This window comes from Streptomyces sp. NPDC002868, assembly GCF_055563295.1.
The window spans coordinates 80,871-99,199 of record NZ_JBVHDR010000001.1 but is presented as its reverse complement, the minus strand read 5'-3'; the positions used below and the strand labels follow the sequence as shown (position 1 = coordinate 99,199).

Sequence of the window (18,329 nt, the reverse complement as noted above, 5' to 3'; positions counted from 1 at the left end):
GGGATGCGGGCCCTTCGTCGACGTACGACCGCGACCTAGTCGAGGTAGTCGCGCAGAACCTGCGAACGCGACGGGTGACGCAACTTCGACATGGTCTTGGACTCGATCTGCCGGATGCGCTCACGCGTCACGCCGTAGACCTTGCCGATCTCGTCCAAGGTCTTCGGCTGGCCGTCGGTGAGACCGAAGCGCATGGAGACCACGCCCGCCTCACGCTCGGACAGGGTGTCGAGCACCGAGTGCAGCTGCTCCTGCAGCAGTGTGAAGCTGACCGCGTCGGCCGGGACGACCGCCTCGGAGTCCTCGATCAGGTCACCGAACTCGCTGTCGCCGTCCTCACCGAGGGGGGTGTGCAGCGAGATCGGCTCACGGCCGTACTTCTGGACCTCGATGACCTTCTCCGGGGTCATGTCGAGCTCCTTGGCCAGCTCCTCCGGGGTGGGCTCACGGCCCAGGTCCTGGAGCATCTGGCGCTGCACGCGCGCGAGCTTGTTGATGACCTCGACCATGTGCACCGGGATACGGATGGTGCGGGCCTGGTCGGCCATGGCGCGGGTGATCGCCTGACGGATCCACCAGGTGGCGTACGTGGAGAACTTGTAGCCCTTGGTGTAGTCGAACTTCTCGACCGCGCGGATCAGACCGAGGTTGCCCTCCTGGATCAGGTCCAGGAAGAGCATGCCGCGGCCCGTATACCGCTTGGCCAGCGAGACGACCAGGCGGAGGTTGGCCTCCAGCAGGTGGTTCTTCGCGCGGCGGCCGTCCTCGGCGATGATCTCCAGTTCGCGCTTGAGCTTCGGCGCGAGCTTGTCGGAGTTCGCCAGCTTGTCCTCGGCGAACAGACCCGCCTCAATGCGCTTGGCGAGCTCCACCTCCTGCTCTGCGTTGAGGAGGGGGACCTTGCCGATCTGCTTGAGGTAGTCCTTGACCGGGTCGGCGGTGGCGCCGGCGACGGCGACCTGCTGCGCAGGCGCGTCGTCCTCGTCGTCATCGGAGAGAACGAAGCCCTTGCTCTCGCCCTCGGCCTCTTCTTCCTCGCCCTTGCCACCGGGCTGGACCTCGTCGAGCAGCTCTTCGCCCTCGGTGGCCTCGTCGGCGTCCTTCTTGCCCGTGGTCTTCTTGGCCACGGTCTTCTTGGCGGCGGTCTTCTTCGCCGCCGTCTTCTTGGCTGCCGTCTTCTTGGCGGCGGCCTTCTTGGCAGGCGCGCTTGCCTCGACCTCGTCGGCCGGGACGTCGACGGTCTCGGCCGTCGACGCCGCTGTGGCCGCGACGGTCTTCGCCGTGGCGGTCTTGGCCGCGACAGTCTTGGTGGCGGTGCGCTTTGCCGGGCTCTTCGCTGCGACGCTCTTGCGGGCGCGCTTCGGCGACTCCGCGGCACTGACCATCAGCGTCACACCCTCTTCCTCGAGGATCTGGTTGAGGCTGCGCAGAACATTCTTCCACTGGGTTGGCGGAATCTGGTCAGCCTCGAAGGCCCGACGCACGTCATCGCCGGCGATCTGCCCATCAGCCTTTCCCCGCTCGATGAGCGCCATCACAGACTCGGACTCGGCGATCTCCGGCGGGAGCGTACGGGATGTGCTGGCCGACACGAACAACCTCTCGGAACGATGGAAACGGCTTCCGGCCCCGCCCATGATCGGGCCGGAGCCGACGACCACCAGGCTGCGGATGTGCCGGTGGCGCGGGCTGAGCCTCAGATTTGAACAGCGCGCTCACTGGCGGCTGTATTCCCTCCTCGGCTGTCACCTCTTAGGTCATCGCACTGTTTCGAGGAGTGTTACGCCCAATCCACGTGGCCCGAGTCACACCTCATTTACGACGAAACGACCAGAGGGGGCGATCACCACACAATCGTGCCGCCGGACCCCCGTGGAATCCGGCGACACGCGATGCGTACGCCTCCATACTCCTGACCGTGCCCCGCGGTCAGTGCTCGCGCGGCGCGGGCACGACTCGCTCCACCTCCGGGTGGACGGTGAGCAGTTGACGCATGGCCGACTCCGCGGCGTGCGAGTCGCCGGCGGCGAGGGTGTCGACGATCCGCGCGTGGTGAGTCAGAGAGACCTCGGTCGGGCGGTCACAGCCGGTGACCGGGCCGCCGGACACCTGGAGGGCCGCGGAGACGATGCCGGAGAGGTGCTCCAGCATGCGGTTGCCCGCGAGCTGGATCAGCAGGGAGTGGAACTCCGCGTCGGCCCGCGAGAAGGTAATCCCGTCACCCTGAGCGAGCGCATGGCTCATGATCTCGACCATGTCGGCGAGCCGCTGCTGGACGTCCTCACGGCCGTGACCTGCAGCGAGGCGGGCGGCGAGCGGCTCGATGGTCCAGCGCAGCTCGTTCAGCTCGCGGCGCTGGTCGTCACGCTGCGGACCGAAGGCGCGCCACTCGATGATGTCGGGGTCCAGCAGATTCCAGTCGCTGACCGGACGGACCCGGGTGCCGACATTGGGGCGGGCGCTGACCAGGCCCTTGGCCTCGAGGACGCGCAGCGACTCCCGGACGACGGTGCGGGAGACCTCGAAGCGCTGGCCGATCTCCTCTGGGACGAGCGGGCGGTCGGCTCCGAGGTCTCCGGAGACGATCATCTGGCCAAGCTGCTGGACGAGTTGGCCGTGCAGTCCGCGGCCGCGGCTGCCTGCTGCACGGCGGCCGACCCGGCCCAACTCGGCTTCGGAGCCGTCCCAGGAGGGAGGGCCGACGCGGTCGGCGCCGGGCGACTCCGCGTAGGGGTATCGGTCGAGTTCGCCCGGGCCGGCGAGGCCGGACTCGGCGGGGCGGGCGGCGGTCATCATGGTGTGCGCAAGGGTACTCACGCATCCTTTGTCGGCTTGGGTTCAGCGGCCCTTGAGGTCTTTGGTGAAAAGCACACGAAAGGGTGATCGGCGCCAGCCCCGCAATTGACGCCTTATCGGAAGGAAGCGGGCGTACTCAAGGGAGTTGTGAGCGGTTCGCCGAGACCCGGTCGATCATGATCACCAACGGGCCCTACGACGAAGGCCAGTGAACAGATACGCGCAGATCAGAGCCGACAACGACAACGCCAGTGCCGCGCCGACAGGTTGAGCGAGGAGGCTCCCCCCGGCCGTCAGCCAGTGGTCCGTCTGCCACGGCAGCTGCGCCCAGGCCAGCTCGCGCAGCCTGCCCGGGAGTCCGGCGATCGAACGGACTGGCGGAGCGGCGAGCGCCGTCTGCACGAGCGGGGCGATGACGACCGGCACGGCGAGTACGGCGGCCACTCCGGCGGCCGTGACCCGGCAGATTCCGGCGGCGAGCAGCCCCGCCCAGGCACAGCCCACCGCGAGCCCTCCCCAACTGGCGGCCAGGTCGGGCCAGTTCCGCGGGACTTGGGCCAAATCGCTTCCGTACACGAGGCGGAGGGCCTGGACGTCGGCCGCCACGGTGAGGAACGCGAGCAACAGCGCGGCAACGGCGGTCACCGCGAGCTTGGCCAGCAGGAGGCCGAGGCGGCGGGGCACGGTGCCGCGGGCGGCGGCGAGCGCGGGGTAGCGGAACTCCTCGCCGAAGGAGAGCGCCCCGAGCAGTCCGGCGCCGAAGGCCGCGGGCGGCAGCGGAAGGAACTCGGGCCAGGCGGCAAGCGCGGTCGGGAGGGGGGTGGAGCCGGCACTGGCCAGCAGGACGCACAGGGCGGCGGAGGCGACGAGCACGGCTGTCGCGACGAGGAGGGCGGTACGGACTCCAAGGAGGCGGCGTAGTTCGTACCGCAAGGGCCAGAGGGGGCTGCGTACGGGACGCGGCTGGAACCGGACCGGGGGTGGGGCTGGGGGTGGGGGTGGATGGGGGTCTGGGTGTTGCGTGGCTCGGGGGGCGGGCGGGGCGGGGGGCTTCTCGGCGTCGGGGGCGGCGGCCGGCGCGGGCGCCGAGGCGGAGGCGGACAGCGCGGGGCCCGTGTCACCCACCTCGTCGGTGAGCCGGTGGACGAGTACGCCGTGCCGGAAGGCGGTTTCGCCGATCTCGGCGCAACTGCTGCCGTAGACGGAGAGCAGGCTGCCACCCTCGGCGACAACCTCGACCGAGCGCCGGGCGGCACGCGCCTCGCGGGTGACAACTGCGGCAAGGCGTGCGGCATGCGGGGTACCGACTGCCACGCGGGGGCGGAGCCTGGTGCGGGAGAAGGCGGCTGCGTCCTGGTCGGCGACGAGGCGGCCCGCGTCGAGGGTGATGACTCGGTCGGCGAGACGCGCGGCCTCCTTGGGGTCGTTGGTGGTGCAGAGGACGGTGCCGCCGCCGGCGGCGTGGGTGCGCAGCAGTCCGTACAGCCAGCTGTTCTCGCGGGGCGAGAGACCCTTCGCGGGCTCGTCGAGGATGAGCGTCTGTGGGTCACCCAGCAGTGCGGAGGCGAGCCCGAGCCTGCGGTCCATGCCGAGCGAGAGCGTGCCGAGAGGTCGGCCGCCGAGGCTGGTGAGACCGACGACTTCGAGCAGCTCGTCGGCGCGTGAGGCAGGCACGCCGGCGGCGGCGCAGAGCATACGGAGCTGGCCCCGGGCGGTCCGTGCCGGATGGCCGGGCACGTCGCCGAGGAGCACCCCCACCTCGCGGGCTGGGTGGGCGATGCGGTGGAGGGGGTTGCCGCGGAAGTAGGTGATGCCCCGGCCCGACTCGAGTTCGAGCATCAGCCGCAGCGCCGTCGTCTTGCCGGAGCCGTCGGCTCCGACAAGCGCCGTGACACTGCCTGGCCTGGCCTCAAAGGTGAGGTCGTCGACGGCGGGCGGGAGGTCTCGGCGGGGGGTGCTGGTCAGTCCGATGGCCTGGAGCATCGCTTCTCTCGCGGAAGGTGAGACCGCTCGGCGGCAGGGCGGGTACCCAGCAAGATAACGCGACATTTCTGACTTTTCGCGCAACGGCCAGGGCCCGGGTGTCAGCCCCTCACCGACGTCGGCCGGGAGTCCTGTCCGGACGCGGGGGCGTGTTTCTACGGGGCTCCGGCCGACGGCGCGGCCGAGCTTCGACCGGGCTCGGGACGGCTTCGGTCAGACTTCCGGGCGCAGCATCGGCGGGTTCAACAAGGTCGCCCCGCCTGCCCGGAACAGCTGCGCGGGTCGGCCGCCCTGGCGGGTGGTCGTGCCGCCCGCAGGCACCAGGAACCCAGGGGTGCCGGTGACCTTGCGGTGGAAGTTGCGGGGGTCGAGCGCGACGCCCCACACGGCCTCGTACACACGTCGCAGCTCGCCGACCGTGAACTCCGGTGGGCAGAACGCCGTAGCCAGGGAGGAGTACTCGATCTTGGAGCGGGCCCTTTCGACGCCGTCCGCCAGGATCCGCGCATGGTCGAAGGCGAGCGGGGCGGGCTGCTCGCCTTCGCGGCCGAACCCGTTCTCCTGGCCCAGGAGATCCTCGACAGGGGCCCACCGCGCGCTGTTCGCGTCACCGCCCGCTCGTGGCGCGGGGAGGTCGGGCGCAAGCACCAGATGGGCGACGCTGACAACTCGCATACGGGGGTCCCGTTTGGGATCGCCGTACGTGGCCAACTGCTCGAGATGCGCGCCGTTTCCCGGTGCCGGGGAGGCCGGATCGTGCGCGCACAGCCCGGTCTCCTCGGCGAGCTCGCGCGCTGCTGCCGCCGCCAGATCCTCGTCACCCCTGACGAAGCCACCGGGCAGCGCCCACCGGCCCTGGAACGGCGGCTCTCCGCGGCGTACCACCAGCGCGCAGAGCGCATGACGACGCACGGTGAGCACGACCAGGTCGACGGTGACAGCAAAGGGCGGAAAGGCCGACGGGTCGTAGGGCGACATGCCGTGATCATAGTCGTCTGCCTGACGATAAACACTCCCTTCGCCACCTGCCGCAACTGTTTCTTCACCCGCTCCCCCGCCCGCCCACCCACCCCACTCACACCCCCAACTGAAGGCCGTCGGCGGCCTCCTCCACCATCCCCAGACCGAGCCTACTGACGCGTACAGCGAACGGCTCTCCCGCGACCCACAGCCCGGAGATCTGTACGGCACCGAGGGGAGCGCAGCGCACCGGGTGCAGCGCGACCGTACGGCCAGGAGCGTCGGGGCGGATGCCGACGAGGGTCGTCAGAAGCTGAACCCCGGCGGCCGCGGCCAGGGCCGACGGGCGACAGGCGGCCGGGTGCGGCACCGGCACGCCGTCCGCCGTGCGCTGCTCCCCGGCGTACATCTCGGGCAGCCGGTACCCGAAGGCCTCGGCTGCGTCGAGGACCCCACGCAGCAGTGACACCGCCTCCTGCTCGTACCGGGCGGCGGCCAGCCCCGCGACGGCGACGACCGTGTCGTGTACCCGGACGGCTCCGGCGCGGTGGCCGAACGGGTTGTGCCCCGGCTCCTTGGCCCCCAGGCTGCGCAGGCCCCAGCCGGAGTCCAGTGCGGGGCCGCCGAGGAGTCTGGCCAGCTGCCCGGTCTGCACCCTGTTCAGCAGCCCGGGGGCGTACCGACCGCCGCCGAGCAGTCCGGTGTCGAGAAGGTGCGCGGCACCACCGCCCAGGTGAGGCACCGGCCGGCCGTCGGGCAGCCGCCCCGCCGCGGGACGGCCGCCCGCTCTGTCGTCCATCCAGAAGTCCTCCCGGAAGCGGTGGCGCAGTTCGCTCGCCCACTCGCGCCAGGCGTCGGCTCCTGGACGGCCGTAGGCCTCCAGCAGGTCGGCGCCCAGCAGTGCGGCACGATGGGCATGGGCCTGGGTCTCGGCGCGCTGGACTCCGGACGGCCCTGGCTCGGACAGGATTCCGTAGTCGCCCGCGGCCTGCCGCAGCCAGTGCAAACAGCGCTCCGCCGCCGGCAGCAGCTCCGCCAGCTCCTGCTCGGGCAGTCCCCAGCGCCACGCCTCGGCAAGGACCACGGGGAACGCGAGGGTCGCTTCGATGCCCGTGCAACTCGACGGCAGATGCGGGCCCGCATCCCTCATCGGGCCAGGGATGCGCCCGAAGTCCGGTCCCTGACCCAGAAGCTGGGTGCGGGCGAACGTACGCAGGGTGGCCGAGGCAAGCCGGGTGGAGAGCGGGAGCGCCATGCGTGCGGCCCATAGCGCTTCGGCGGGTGCCGGCCCGCAACGCCAGGGCACCCCGGCGGCCAGATACACATCGGCGGATCCCCCGGGGTCCCGCAGCAGCAGCGCCCTGAGGTCGCCCAGGCCGGCCCTGAGCAGTGCCTGCAGCCTGGGGTCGTCCCCCTCTGCTCGCGCCTCGGGCAGGGTATGACTGCATGTCCGGCCGGACGACCGGGCCGGGCGGTCGGAGCGGACATGCAGCTCGATGGTGCGGGAGGCCCCGGGTGCGAGTTCCACCTCCCAGCGCAGCATTCCCGCGGAGGCCAGAGCGTCCTGCGGGGGCGGATCCGCGGTGACCACGACATGGGCGCCCTGACCGGCGGACCAGCGCATGCCCGAGTCATGGACGCTGGCGCGCAGTTCGGGGCCGGGCCGTCCGGCCGCGACCGCGCCCAGGCCCGCGAGGTCGGTACCGAGCGTGATCTCCACCGGGAGCCTGAGGGGTCTCTCCGCCGAGCTGCGCAGCGTGATTCGTTCCGTGCCGTCGGCGTCGCGCGAGCGCTCCACCCCGACCTTCGGATCGGGTCCGGTGTCGGCGGGGGTGCGCACCACCGCGATGAATCTGGCCCGGTGGGCGGAGACCAATCGGCCCTGCACCGCGACCGGTTCGCGCCCCGCGACCCGCAACTGGCATCGGGAGAGCAGCCGTCGACCCGAGTGGTAGACGCCTTCGAGCCCCGTCCCGGTGAGCTGGCCGTGCTCGGGGGAGATCGCCAGGCACGGCAGGGCGACGCAGATGAGCATGTTGTGCACCGGCGGAAGATCACCGGGCCGTCCGGCTCCGGGCGGCGCTGGACCGGAGCCGGAGTTCTGTCCCGTCTGCGGCAGGTGGGGCGGGCGAGGGGCGGTGATGGCCATGGGGGTTCTGCTGTGCCTTCCGTGCGCTCCGGACAGCCGCTGCGAATACGACGGCACGGGTCGTACGACTCCGCCACAACGGTGAACGGCGGCACGGGCGCCCAGGTCACGGCCGTCATCGCCCGCTCCTTGTGCCACGCTGCCCGCTGCGCCTGCTCCCCCTGCTGCGGTTCCTCGACACCGACTTTTCGGGACGCGTCCCGGCAGGCGACAGGCCCTTCTTGCCTGCGGACGGACGGACCTTCTGAGAACGCGGGCGGTGCGGGCGCCCGCCTGCCCCGCGGGCAGCGGCGGACGCCCCTGAGCCGTGCTCCTTGCGCAGACAGCTGCGCAGAGCCTCCGGGTCAAGTCCCTCGTTGCATGCCTGGTGCAGTAGGCGGGCGAAGACATACTCGGGGTCGACGCGCAGGGCACGTCCGAGAGCCACTCTCGCGCCGGGTTCGTCGCCGGTGGACCAGGCGACCCAGCCGGCGAGCGTGAGCGGTGCGGCGGCGTGCTCGGAGTAGGGGCCGACGCAACGGCGGGACAGGGCCCGCCAGAGCCGCAGCGCGGGATCCGCGTCCGGTCCCTCCATCCATTCCGCGGCCCGGTCCCGGGTGTCCCGGTCCTGAAGACCAAGGACCACGGCGGCGGCCTCGTCATGAGTGAGGAGCCTGTCGTCCGCGACATCCGTCTCGGCCCAGCCCCCCGACCGAGGGGTCTCCGCAATGCGTTTCATCAGTCGGCGGGCCAGCGCGAGGGTCTCCGCGGCGACCTGTTGACGCCCCTCTCCGTCCAGGATCCTGGGCACCAGCGCGGCGCCCGCGGCGTCCAGTGCCTTCTCCTGGTCGGCGGCGGACGCAGTGGCCATCGGCTCGAGCCGCGCCTCCATCTGCCGCAGGGTTCCGTGTACTTGGATGCCGGCGTATGCGGCGGCCGCGGCCATCACCGAGGTGCCGGGCAGAGCCAGGACATCGCCTTCGGGCGGACAGCAGCGCGAGTCGGGGCAGCAGTAGGACCAGAAGCGGCCGTCGGAGATGCAGAGCGCCTCAAAGACGGGCACGTCGAAGGTGCCGCAGGCGGTCCTCAGCCGTTGCGCGAGGGGGCGCAGCCGCTCCATGACCCGGTGGCTGGTCTCGCCTTCAGCCGGGTCCTGGCATAGGAAGACTACGATGCCGTCGGGGCGGGAGCCGCGGCGCTCGCTGCCTTCGATCAGGCACTCCGCGAGCTGATGGGCCACGGGCGACCATTCGCGCGGTGAGCGCGGAATGCCGAGCCGCAGCCGCCCGCCGAAGCGGCCGCGGGCGCCGTGCAGCGCGACGAGCACAATCGAATCGTTCGGATGGAAGCCCATCATGTACGGGAGGGCGTCGGCCAGTTCGGCTGGGCCGCGCAGGGTGATCTGCTGCTCGTCGGCCGGACCGGTGGGTTCGTGGTGCTTGTTCATGGCACGACCGTCTCGCGGCGGCCCCCGCTCCGCGACCCCTGTGGATAACGTTATCCACAGGCTGGCGGTCTCGTTCGCGCAATGTCGGCGGCATCGGGTTGCATGGGGGCATGACCAACGCAGACGTCACAGATTCCGCAGACCTCAGGGCCTCGGCCGATTCCGTACTTGCCCGCCTCGTCTCGGACACCACGGGCACCGCCCGGCTGCGCGAGGACCAGTGGCGGGCGATCGAGGCACTGGTCGCCGAGAAGCGCCGGGCGCTGGTCGTGCAGCGGACCGGCTGGGGCAAATCCGCGGTGTATTTCGTCGCGACCTCGCTGCTGCGCGAGCGCGGCAGCGGCCCGACCGTGATCGTCTCCCCCCTGCTCGCGCTCATGCGCAACCAGGTGGAGGCCGCGGCCCGGGCAGGCATCCGTGCCCGGACCATCAATTCCTCCAACACCGAGGAGTGGGACACGGTCCAGGCCGAGGTGGCCGCGGGCGAGGTGGATGTGCTGCTGGTCAGTCCCGAGCGGCTCAACAACCCCGATTTCCGTGACCAAGTGCTTCCCAAGCTGGCCGCCGCCACCGGACTGCTGGTGGTGGACGAGGCTCACTGCATCTCCGACTGGGGCCATGACTTCCGGCCGGACTACCGACGGCTGCGCACGATGCTGGCGGAGCTGCCGGCGGGAGTCCCGGTGCTCGCCACCACCGCGACGGCCAATGCCCGGGTGACCGCGGACGTCGCTGAGCAGCTGGGCACCGGAGCAGGCACGGACGCCCTAGTACTGCGTGGCCCGCTGGATCGGGAGAGCCTCAGCCTGAGCGTGCTTCAGCTCCCCGATGCCGCGACCCGGCTGGCCTGGCTGGCCGATCACCTCGGGGAGCTGCCCGGCTCAGGGATCATCTACACCCTGACTGTCGCTGCGGCCGAGGAGGTGACGGCGTATCTCCGGCAGTGCGGCCACACTGTGTCCTCGTACACCGGCCGCACGGAGAACGCCGACCGGCAACAGGCCGAGGAAGACCTGCTGGCCAACCGCGTCAAGGCCTTGGTCGCCACGTCCGCGCTGGGTATGGGCTTCGACAAGCCCGATCTCGGATTCGTCGTGCACCTGGGCTCGCCCTCGTCCCCCATCGCCTACTACCAGCAGGTGGGCCGCGCGGGCCGTGGCGTCAAACACGCGGAAGTCCTGTTGCTGCCGGGCCGGGAGGACGAGGCGATCTGGCAGTACTTCACCTCGGTGGCCTTCCCGCCCGAGGAACTGGTGCGGCGCACCCTCGACGTACTGGCACAGGCGGGCAGGCCGCTCTCCCTGCCCGCGCTGGAGCCGCTGGTCGAGCTGCGGCGTACCCGGCTGGAAACCATGCTCAAGGTCCTGGACGTGGACGGTGCGGTGCGCCGGGTGAAGGGCGGCTGGACCACGACGGGGCAGCCCTGGTCGTACGACACCGAGCGGTATGCGTGGGTCGCGCGGCAGCGGCAGTCCGAGCAGCAGGCAATGCGCGACTACGCACGGTCGACAAATTGCCGGATGGAGTTTCTGCGGCGGCAGCTGGACGATGAGGAAGCCGCTCCCTGCGGGCGCTGCGACAACTGCTCGGGAGCCCGGTTCAGCGACAAGGTCTCCGGAGCGGCCCTGGATGCCGCGCGCGGGGAGCTGGGCAGGCCGGGTGTGGAGGTGGAGCCCCGCAAGATGTGGCCGACCGGGCTGGCAGCGGTGGGGGTCGCTCTCAAGGGCCGAATCCCTGAAGGGGAGCAGTCCTTCACAGGCCGCGCGCTGGGCAGGCTGTCCGACATCGGCTGGGGCAACAGGCTCCGCCCGATGCTCGCGGCACAGGCTCCGGACGGTCCAGTTCCGGACGATGTGGTGAAGGCGGTGGTGACCGTGCTCGCCGACTGGGCCAAGGGTCCGGGCGGATGGGCGTCCGGCGCGCCGGACGCACCGCCCCGGCCGGTCGGTGTGGTCACTGTCGCCTCGCGCAGCAGGCCCCAGCTGGTCGGATCCCTCGGCGCCCGGATCGCTGAGGTCGGCCGGATGCCGCTGCTGGGCACCGTGGAGTACGCACCTGAGGCAATGGACACTCGAATCTCGCGCACCAACAGCGCGCAGCGGGTGCGGGCCCTGCATGAGGCGTTCATCGTGCCGCCCCGGTTGGCCGAGGAGCTGGTCTCGGCCGGTGGACCTGTCCTGCTGGTGGACGATCTTTCGGACAGTGGCTGGACCCTCGCGGTTGCGGCGAGGCTGCTGCGCAGGTCTGGTGCGAGGGGGGTGTTTCCGCTGGTCCTCGCGGCTCAGACGTGACATGAGGGGTCGTCGGCGGCGCAGCTGGGCAGGGATAAGGCAGGAATATGAGCCTCATACCCGCCGATTCCCGTCGGTGCCGCCAAATTGCTCGTTGCCCCACGCTCACGCGACAGGAAGAATTGGAGTGCTCCCCGTGCGGCCCGTTCGCGGTCCGGAAGGGCCGTGCCGCGGTGCGCCCCCACTCGACCCTGCCCGCACTGTCGGCGCGTATGCGAAGGGAGGACCGTGACCTTCGGATTCGCTCCGTCCGCAGCCACTTCGCTCGCGACGTCGGCCAATTCCGCCAGCCGGCTCGCCAGGATGCTCGAGCCCGCCGAGTGGGCGGCGGCCGGTATACCGCTGCTGCGCAACCCCCGCGAGGTGGTCAGCGGATTGCACACCCGGCACCAGCCGACACCGGCGACCGCCGTCGTCGCCGTGCTCGACCACGAGGAACGGCTCGCTGCCAGCGCATCGTTCCCCCGGCGATCCGCGCCTGTCGACGGCTGGGAGTTCCGCAACGTAGTGCTGGCTCATCTGCGCCGGGTCATCCCGCACGACCTGCGCCGCCGTACGCCCGTGCGCACTGCCGTGCTGCTCTACTGCCGCGAGGGCGACGAGCGCTGGACGGAGGAGGACGGAGCGTGGATGTGGGGACTGCGGGACGCATGCACCCTGCACGGGCTGCGCTGCGGTGCGTACATCACGCTGACGCACGGGGGATGGCAGGTGCTGGGCGAAGGCCGAGGTGGCCGACGGCCCAACTCCACCTCCTTGCCGGGCGACCTCGCCGACATCACGACCGACATCGAACCGATGCCGCTGCGCAGCGCGAGTGGCGCGGCCGAAGCACTTCGGCGCACGGCGGCCCGCTGAGGGTGCCACCTTCCGGCTGCCCACGAAGGGGCAGCCGTCCGGTAATCGCCGTACGGCGACGGCTCAGACGCCCCTGCCGAGCACGGTGTTGATCCGCTTGGGATCGCCGCACACGATCAGCAGCGCGGTCGCCTTCGCCAGGGCCGCGGGCAGTGCGCTGGCGGCTGCGTCGTCGGCGCCTCCGTTGACCGCGACGACCACCACGGGACGGGCCGAGGCCCGGCCCGCCGCGGCGTCCGCGTAGAAGACGTCGTCCTGGGCATCGTGCTGGGCCCAGTAGGCGGCCTCGCCGAAGGACAGCTCGTGCGCGGCCCACGGGTGCTGTTCACCGGTGGTGAGCACCAGGACCTCGCCCGGAGCACGGCCCGAGTCGAGCAGCAGGTCGACCGCCTCGCCGGCGGCGTCGAGCGCGCCGTCCGCCGGGGCGGGGATCAGTTGGATCTGCGGCGTTGAGGACTTTCCCGGCCGGGATGCCTGCGGCTGCCCGGCAGAGTGGTGCGTACGCGGTGTCGGCGGCGCCGGCCTGGCGGGACCAGGACCCGGGTGTCCGGGACGCGGCGAGGCCGCGGAACGCGGACCGGGTACGGGACGGGGGGTCGGCGCGGTGCGGCCTGCGGCCGGCGTGGCGCGGGGACCCTGGGCACTCTCGTGAATCTGAGGCTCCTCGGGGATGAGAGGCATGGGTGGATGTCTATCAAATGCCGGTGAAGAGGGCATCGGCGGGTGGGTACATAAGTGCGACTGGCCTGCTGGGAGGACGGGTTCAGAATTCGAAGCCGAGCTGACCCCCGCTTTCCAGTGCGGCCGCCTCCGCGGAGATGCGGACCTTCTTGAGGTGCCGCCACTGGGGCAGCGCGTCGAGATAGGCCCAGGAGAGCCGGTGGTAGGGCGTGGGCCCCAGCACCCTGAGCGCCGCCTTGTGCACGGGCGAGGGGTAGCCGGCGTTGTCGTCGAAGCCGAAGTCGGCGAACTCCCCCCGCAGTTCGGCCATCATCGCGTCCCGGTGCACCTTGGCGATCACCGAGGCGGCCGCGACCGCGACGCAGGACTGGTCCCCCTTGATGACCGTACGGACCTGCCAGGGGGATCCCAGGTAGTCGTGCTTGCCGTCGAGGATGATCGCGTCCGGACGAATCGGAAGCGCGTCCAGCGCTCGGACTGCGGCCAGCCGCAGCGCCGCGGTCATCCCCAGTTCGTCGATCTCCTCGGGCGAGGCGTGTCCCAGGGCGTGCGCCGTGACCCACTTCTCCAGCAGCACGGCCAGTTCCGTACGGCGCTTGGGGGCGATGAGCTTGGAGTCGGTGAGCCCTTCGGGCGGTCTGCGCAGGCCGGTGACCGCCGCGCACACAGTGACCGGACCGGCCCACGCCCCGCGTCCGACCTCGTCGACACCAGCAATGATCTTGGCGCCGGTGGTGGCTCGGATCGAGCGCTCGACTGTGTGTGTGGGTGGTTCGTACGGCATGGCGCCAGCAAGGTTACGCCGCCTGACCCCGCCCGCGACACCCGGTTCCCGTCACCGGCTCCGCGTCGGCTGCCGACCGGTGCTCGACGACCCCGCGCACGATCACCCCGTGGAACCGTTCGGCGGTAGCGATGTCGCACTCGTAAAGCACTGAACGCAGGGCAAAGCCGGACCTGGAGTACATCGCGTCGGCATGTTCTTCTTCATCGTCCTGTTCGTGCAGAACGTGCTGAGCTACAGCCCCATCACCTCCGGTCTCGCGTTCCTCCCGGTCACGGTGATGATCGTGGCCGCGGCCGGGATCTCCTCGAAGCTGCTGCCGGTGCTCGGGCCCAAGCCGTTCCTGGCCGCGGGCGCGGTGCTCACCGGGGGCGGCATGGCGTGGCTGACCGCGCTGGACCCGGGCAGCTCGTATCTGGGCGGGGTGCTGGGGCCGATGCTGCTCTTCGGATTCGGCATGGGTCTGGTCTTCGTGACGGCGACGCTCACGGCGGTCTCGGGCGTCGCGCAACACGAATCGGGTGCGGCCTCCAGCCTGCTCAACGCCACACAGATGGTCGGAGGTTCCCTGGGACTGTCGATTCTGATGACCGTCTTCAGCACCGCCAGCCGCGACGAGGCCGAGCGTCAACTGCCGTCGTTCCTCGCGGACTCGACGCCCACGCAGAAGGAGATCTTCGCCAAAACGCACGAGCTGCCGCCGCCGTGGGGGCATCAAGTGCTGGCCGAAGGCATCGCGACGGCGTTCTGGGCGGGGGTGGGCCTGGTCGGCCTCGCCGTGCTGACCGCGGTCTTCGTCATCCGGGTGCGCAAGAGCGACCTGGAGGCGCTCAGCGGCTCGGCGGGCGCGGGCGGCCACGCCGGGTAGGGCAGCCGCCTGGGGCCGACGCGTGAAGCGCCGCCTTCCGGAGCCGGGGTACGGGCCGTGCATGGGGGCACGGCCCGTACCCCACCTCAGCAGTCGGAAGCCGGCGGCTCAGTCGGCCGTACGCCTGACACGGGACCTCGCCCTCCCGGCACGCGCACGTGCCGGTAGGGCGAGCGGCAGGCAGGCAGCGGCTCAGCGGGCCTGTTCCGGCACCCAGTCCGGGAGGGCTTCGGTCTGCTCCAGCCAGGCCGCCGGGGGCTGCCCCGACTTGCCCGCGGCGACCACGCCGCAGGCAATCGCACACGTGGTGTCCACATCGCCCCCGACCTGCGCGGTCGTCCAGAACGCGCGCTCGAAGTCGCCGAGCGAGCGAGCCGCGGACCACAGCGCGAACGGCACGGTGTCATGCGCACTCGTGCGCCGACCGCTGCCGAGAACGGCGGCGACGGTTCCCGCGTCGTCGTAGTCGAGCATGTCCCGCGCCCGGCGAAGACCCGCCCCCACCGCGCTGCGCGGTACGAGCGCTACGACACCGTCGAGCAGCTCCGCGGGCCCTGGTGGCCCGGCCGGATTCGCGGCGATCGCGGCGGCGGCCGCCACGGCCATGGCTCCGACCACCGCTTCACGGTGCTGGTGCGTGGTGTACGAGGAGATCTCGGCCTGGTGGGTCGCCTGCTCCGGATCGAAGGCGTACCAGGCGCCGAGCGGCGCGATACGCATTGCCGAGCCGTTGCCCCACGAGCCCTGGCCGTTGAAGAGCTCGGCGGCCAGCTCGCGCCAGTCGCCGCCTTCCCTGACCAGCCGGAGCATCCGGTTGACGGCGGGGCCGTAGCCTCGGTCGAAGCCGTGGTGCTCGGCGAAGGACCTGGCGAGTGCGTCCTGGTCCACCCGGCCGTGGGCGGCGAGCACAGTCAGCACCGAGCAGGCCATCTCGGTGTCGTCGGTCCACTGCCAGGGGCCAGGCGGCAGCTGCCGCCGCTTCAGCAGTGGATAGTTCGAGGGAACGAAGAACTGGGAGCCCAGGGCGTCTCCCACGGACAGTCCGCGCAGGCTGTCCAGGGCGCGTTCGAAGCGCCGGTCGCGAGAGGAGTCAGCGGTCATCTTCCTGCCACTCTATCCGGTGACGCCATACGGCTCGGGGGTGCGCCAGCGCTCGAACGGCCGGTCAAGCGTGTAGCGGCCGTCCTCGCCGAGCTGCAGTATCCGGGTCTCGGCGTTGCCCGGGTTGGACAGCGACTCGAACTCCGCGACCGACCAGTGGAACCAGCGCATGCAGAACAGCCGCATGGTCAGTCCGTGCGTCACCAGGAGTACGTTCGGCGGGTGGTCCGGCGCCTCAAAGCTGCGGTACAGGCTCTCCAGGAACGCCCCGACCCGGTCGTACACGTCCGCTCCCGACTCACCCTGGGCGAAGCGGTAGAAGAAGTGGCCGTAGGCGTCCCGGTAGGCCTTCTGCAGCCGTACGTCGTCCCTGTCCTGCCAGTTCCCCCAGTCCTGCTCGCGCAGCCGCGGCTCCTCCCTGACGCGCACCAGCTCCGGATCGAGGCCGAACGCGCGGAAGGTCTCATGGGTGCGGCGATAGGGCGAAACGTAGACGCTGACGCGCTCACGTCCGAAAAGATCACGCAGCCGCACGCCCGTCTCCTCGGCCTGGGCCCAGCCGGTGCTGGTCAGCCGCAGCGCATGGTCGGGCTCGCGTTCGTACACGGTGTCATCGGCGTTTCCTTCCGACTCGCCGTGCCGGACGAGGACGATGCGTCGCGGTCGTGCCATGGCACGACAGTAGATCGGGCCGGGCTCGGCCGAGCAGCCGGGCCGAGTCCATCCGGCGTATCCGGGCGGGGAGACGGCGCCAGCGGTCGGCGGTCGGCGGCGCAGGCGGTCCGTGCGTCGGCGTGGCGGTCCGGCCGGTGGCATGGCGCCGGCGAGCAAGCGGTGGCCGGTCGGACCGCCCGCCGCGCCGACGGTCAGCTGCGCCTCCACTGGGCGCGCCCGTGGCTTCAGACCGTCCAGGACGGTTCGAGCTGCACCACATCACCGGCCAGCGCCGCGACATCTGCCTCGGTCTGCGCGCGCAGCAGCAGCCTCTCCACCCGCTCCCTGCGGTACTTCCCGTGCTCGGCCGCCGACTGCCACATCGACATCACCAGGAACTCGCTCCCCGGCGCCTCCCCGAACACCCCGCGCACCATCCCGGGCGACCCGGCCATCGCCGGGTTCCACACCTTTTCCTGCATCAGCGAATAGTGCTCGACCCGGTCCTCGCGCACCCTGCAGTGCGCGACCCGCACCACATCGGCGTCCGTGAACCTCGGCTCGAACCCGGTCTTCACATCGAAGCGGTAGTCGAACAGCTTGACCTGTATGTCCTTGTACGTCCCCGACTGCCCGGATGCCAGCCGGTCGTGGGAGCGCGCCATGAACGAGTCGTAGAACGCCCGGCTCTCCCAGAAGGCGAAGACATGGGCGACATGAGGCCGCCCTTTACTCCACCCACCGCCCTGGCCCCGGAATCCCGGCTCACCCAGCAGCCCCGCCCACTTCCGCTGTCCCCGCTCGAACCCACGACGGTCCACCACGGTGCAGCGAATCCACTTGACCAGCACCGCGCCATCGTACGGCGCGGAACGTGGCCCCGGTCACGCTCCGGCAGAGTGCACTCGTACCAGCTCGGTCGAATCCCCGGCGTCCAGTTCGATCCTGGACACCAACGGCTCGAACGGCCCCAGACTGCCCAATGATCGTAATGACGGTGCGAACCGGTGATACGAACCCCGTGGTGCGGAAGAGTGAGCGTGGCAACATGGTCAACCGACGTAAAACACCCGGCAGTTACGGGGAAGGGGAATCCGGTGAGCAGTCTCAACAAGGGGATCCGGAAGGCCGAGGTGACACTCAAGTGGGATCCGAGCCCTCTGGGCGAGTCGCCCCATGACCTCGACATCGTCGCCGCGACGTACATGGCGGACGCCCCGACCGGAGAACCGGCGTACGTCGTCCACTTCGACAGCCGGTCGCCCGACGGCACCATCATCCTGACCCGGGACAGCAAGACCGGTCAGGGCTTCGGCTCCGACGAGGTCATGACGCTGGAGTTCGACCGGCTGGCGGCCACGTACGGGCGCGTCGTCGTGGGGGTGGTCATCCAGCAGCGGGACGGACGAAAGGTGTTCGGCGACATAGCGAACCCCCTCGTGCGGGTTCTCGAAGGACACACCGAGCTGGGGAAGAACGACTTCACCGGCGTGGCTGGAGCCACGGGCGCGGTCGTCGGAGACTTCACCAAGGGCGAGGCAGGCGACTGGGAGTTCCGCGAGACCGTCCGCGGATTCGACGCCGATCCGCAGTCGTTCATCGCGCTGATGGGCAACAGTACTTACTGAGCACGCGTTGCATCGATACGCACGAGAGCACGAGAGAGGGGGGGGGGGCCCCCCCCCCCCCCCCCCCCCCCCCCCCCGGGGCCCCGGCCCCCCCCCGGGGGGGGGCCCCCCCCCCACAACAATCACCAGGCCCCCCCCCCGCACATAGTC

Annotated in this window: 14 protein-coding genes and 2 pseudogenes; 4 read left to right on the top strand and 12 right to left on the bottom strand. The window is 70.9% G+C overall.

Annotation, left to right across the window (positions count from 1 at the left end; all coding sequences use genetic code 11):
• Window positions 1-35: 35 nt before the first annotated feature.
• From ACZ3H8_RS00410 to ACZ3H8_RS00385, 6 genes are all read right to left on the bottom strand, one after another.
• Window positions 36-1,592 carry an RNA polymerase sigma factor gene (locus tag ACZ3H8_RS00410; protein WP_467395755.1) on the bottom strand — a complete coding sequence of 519 codons (1,557 nt, stop codon included), beginning with the start codon at window positions 1,590-1,592 and terminating at the stop codon, window positions 36-38.
• Between the two features lie 337 nt (window positions 1,593-1,929).
• Window positions 1,930-2,817, bottom strand: coding sequence for a FadR/GntR family transcriptional regulator (locus ACZ3H8_RS00405; RefSeq protein WP_398990968.1), 888 nt, complete (start codon window positions 2,815-2,817; stop codon window positions 1,930-1,932).
• Between the two features lie 159 nt (window positions 2,818-2,976).
• Window positions 2,977-4,779: an ATP-binding cassette domain-containing protein gene (locus ACZ3H8_RS00400; protein ID WP_467395752.1), complete on the bottom strand. Its 1,803-nt coding sequence runs from the start codon at window positions 4,777-4,779 to the stop codon at window positions 2,977-2,979.
• 213 nt (window positions 4,780-4,992) lie between these two features.
• Window positions 4,993-5,757 carry an NUDIX hydrolase gene (locus ACZ3H8_RS00395; protein WP_307660680.1) on the bottom strand — a complete coding sequence of 255 codons (765 nt, stop codon included), beginning with the start codon at window positions 5,755-5,757 and terminating at the stop codon, window positions 4,993-4,995.
• Window positions 5,758-5,854: 97 nt separating this feature from the next.
• Window positions 5,855-7,774: an amylo-alpha-1,6-glucosidase gene (locus tag ACZ3H8_RS00390; RefSeq protein ID WP_467397861.1), complete on the bottom strand. Its 1,920-nt coding sequence runs from the start codon at window positions 7,772-7,774 to the stop codon at window positions 5,855-5,857.
• A gap of 229 nt (window positions 7,775-8,003) precedes the next feature.
• Window positions 8,004-9,314, bottom strand: a complete 1,311-nt coding sequence (locus tag ACZ3H8_RS00385; RefSeq protein WP_467395750.1) for a DUF4192 domain-containing protein — start codon at window positions 9,312-9,314, stop codon at window positions 8,004-8,006.
• 110 nt (window positions 9,315-9,424) lie between these two features.
• On the opposite strand from ACZ3H8_RS00385, the gene ACZ3H8_RS00380 reads away from it, so the two are divergent.
• Together ACZ3H8_RS00380 and ACZ3H8_RS00375 are read left to right on the top strand one after the other, a co-directional pair.
• Window positions 9,425-11,605, top strand: a complete 2,181-nt coding sequence (locus ACZ3H8_RS00380; RefSeq protein ID WP_467395748.1) for a RecQ family ATP-dependent DNA helicase — start codon at window positions 9,425-9,427, stop codon at window positions 11,603-11,605.
• A 228-nt stretch (window positions 11,606-11,833) separates the two neighbouring features.
• Window positions 11,834-12,463: a hypothetical protein gene (locus ACZ3H8_RS00375; protein WP_467395746.1), complete on the top strand. Its 630-nt coding sequence runs from the start codon at window positions 11,834-11,836 to the stop codon at window positions 12,461-12,463.
• A 63-nt stretch (window positions 12,464-12,526) separates the two neighbouring features.
• Here ACZ3H8_RS00375 and ACZ3H8_RS00370 read toward each other — a convergent pair whose 3' ends face one another.
• The 3 genes and pseudogenes from ACZ3H8_RS00370 to ACZ3H8_RS00360 all read right to left on the bottom strand — a co-directional run.
• A complete protein-coding gene (locus tag ACZ3H8_RS00370) occupies window positions 12,527-13,144 on the bottom strand; it encodes a hypothetical protein (RefSeq protein ID WP_467395744.1) in 618 nt (205 codons plus the stop codon).
• 82 nt (window positions 13,145-13,226) lie between these two features.
• Entirely contained in the window at window positions 13,227-13,928 is a 702-nt protein-coding gene (locus ACZ3H8_RS00365; RefSeq protein ID WP_467395742.1) for a ribonuclease HII, read from the bottom strand.
• A gap of 82 nt (window positions 13,929-14,010) precedes the next feature.
• Window positions 14,011-14,118, bottom strand: a pseudogene (locus tag ACZ3H8_RS00360) (TetR family transcriptional regulator); the annotation flags it as partial.
• Between ACZ3H8_RS00360 and ACZ3H8_RS00355 the strand changes: the two are divergent.
• A pseudogene (locus ACZ3H8_RS00355) lies at window positions 14,119-14,796 on the top strand (MFS transporter); the annotation flags it as partial.
• Between the two features lie 192 nt (window positions 14,797-14,988).
• Here the strand turns inward: ACZ3H8_RS00355 and ACZ3H8_RS00350 are convergent.
• From ACZ3H8_RS00350 to ACZ3H8_RS00340, 3 genes are all read right to left on the bottom strand, one after another.
• Window positions 14,989-15,897, bottom strand: coding sequence for an ADP-ribosylglycohydrolase family protein (locus ACZ3H8_RS00350; protein ID WP_467395740.1), 909 nt, complete (start codon window positions 15,895-15,897; stop codon window positions 14,989-14,991).
• A gap of 12 nt (window positions 15,898-15,909) precedes the next feature.
• Window positions 15,910-16,569, bottom strand: coding sequence for a histidine phosphatase family protein (locus ACZ3H8_RS00345; RefSeq protein ID WP_467395738.1), 660 nt, complete (start codon window positions 16,567-16,569; stop codon window positions 15,910-15,912).
• A gap of 227 nt (window positions 16,570-16,796) precedes the next feature.
• Window positions 16,797-17,402 carry a YdbC family protein gene (locus tag ACZ3H8_RS00340; protein ID WP_307660690.1) on the bottom strand — a complete coding sequence of 202 codons (606 nt, stop codon included), beginning with the start codon at window positions 17,400-17,402 and terminating at the stop codon, window positions 16,797-16,799.
• Window positions 17,403-17,648: 246 nt separating this feature from the next.
• Between ACZ3H8_RS00340 and ACZ3H8_RS00335 the strand changes: the two genes are divergently transcribed.
• Window positions 17,649-18,179, top strand: a complete 531-nt coding sequence (locus tag ACZ3H8_RS00335) for a TerD family protein (RefSeq protein ID WP_467395736.1) — start codon at window positions 17,649-17,651, stop codon at window positions 18,177-18,179.
• Window positions 18,180-18,329 lie beyond the last annotated feature (150 nt).

What these genes read in the sequence shown, in the direction of transcription:
- ACZ3H8_RS00370 (WP_467395744.1), bottom strand. Translation starts at nt 13,144, where the DNA reads ATGCCTCTCATCCCCGAGGAGCCTCAGATTCACGAGAGTGCCCAGGGT.
- ACZ3H8_RS00380 (WP_467395748.1), top strand. Translation starts at nt 9,425, where the DNA reads ATGACCAACGCAGACGTCACAGATTCCGCAGACCTCAGGGCCTCGGCC.
- ACZ3H8_RS00345 (WP_467395738.1), bottom strand. Translation starts at nt 16,569, where the DNA reads ATGGCACGACCGCGACGCATCGTCCTCGTCCGGCACGGCGAGTCGGAA.
- ACZ3H8_RS00365 (WP_467395742.1), bottom strand. Translation starts at nt 13,928, where the DNA reads ATGCCGTACGAACCACCCACACACACAGTCGAGCGCTCGATCCGAGCC.
- ACZ3H8_RS00385 (WP_467395750.1), bottom strand. Translation starts at nt 9,314, where the DNA reads ATGAACAAGCACCACGAACCCACCGGTCCGGCCGACGAGCAGCAGATC.
- ACZ3H8_RS00350 (WP_467395740.1), bottom strand. Translation starts at nt 15,897, where the DNA reads ATGACCGCTGACTCCTCTCGCGACCGGCGCTTCGAACGCGCCCTGGAC.
- ACZ3H8_RS00390 (WP_467397861.1), bottom strand. Translation starts at nt 7,774, where the DNA reads ATGCTCATCTGCGTCGCCCTGCCGTGCCTGGCGATCTCCCCCGAGCAC.
- ACZ3H8_RS00400 (WP_467395752.1), bottom strand. Translation starts at nt 4,779, where the DNA reads ATGCTCCAGGCCATCGGACTGACCAGCACCCCCCGCCGAGACCTCCCG.
- ACZ3H8_RS00395 (WP_307660680.1), bottom strand. Translation starts at nt 5,757, where the DNA reads ATGTCGCCCTACGACCCGTCGGCCTTTCCGCCCTTTGCTGTCACCGTC.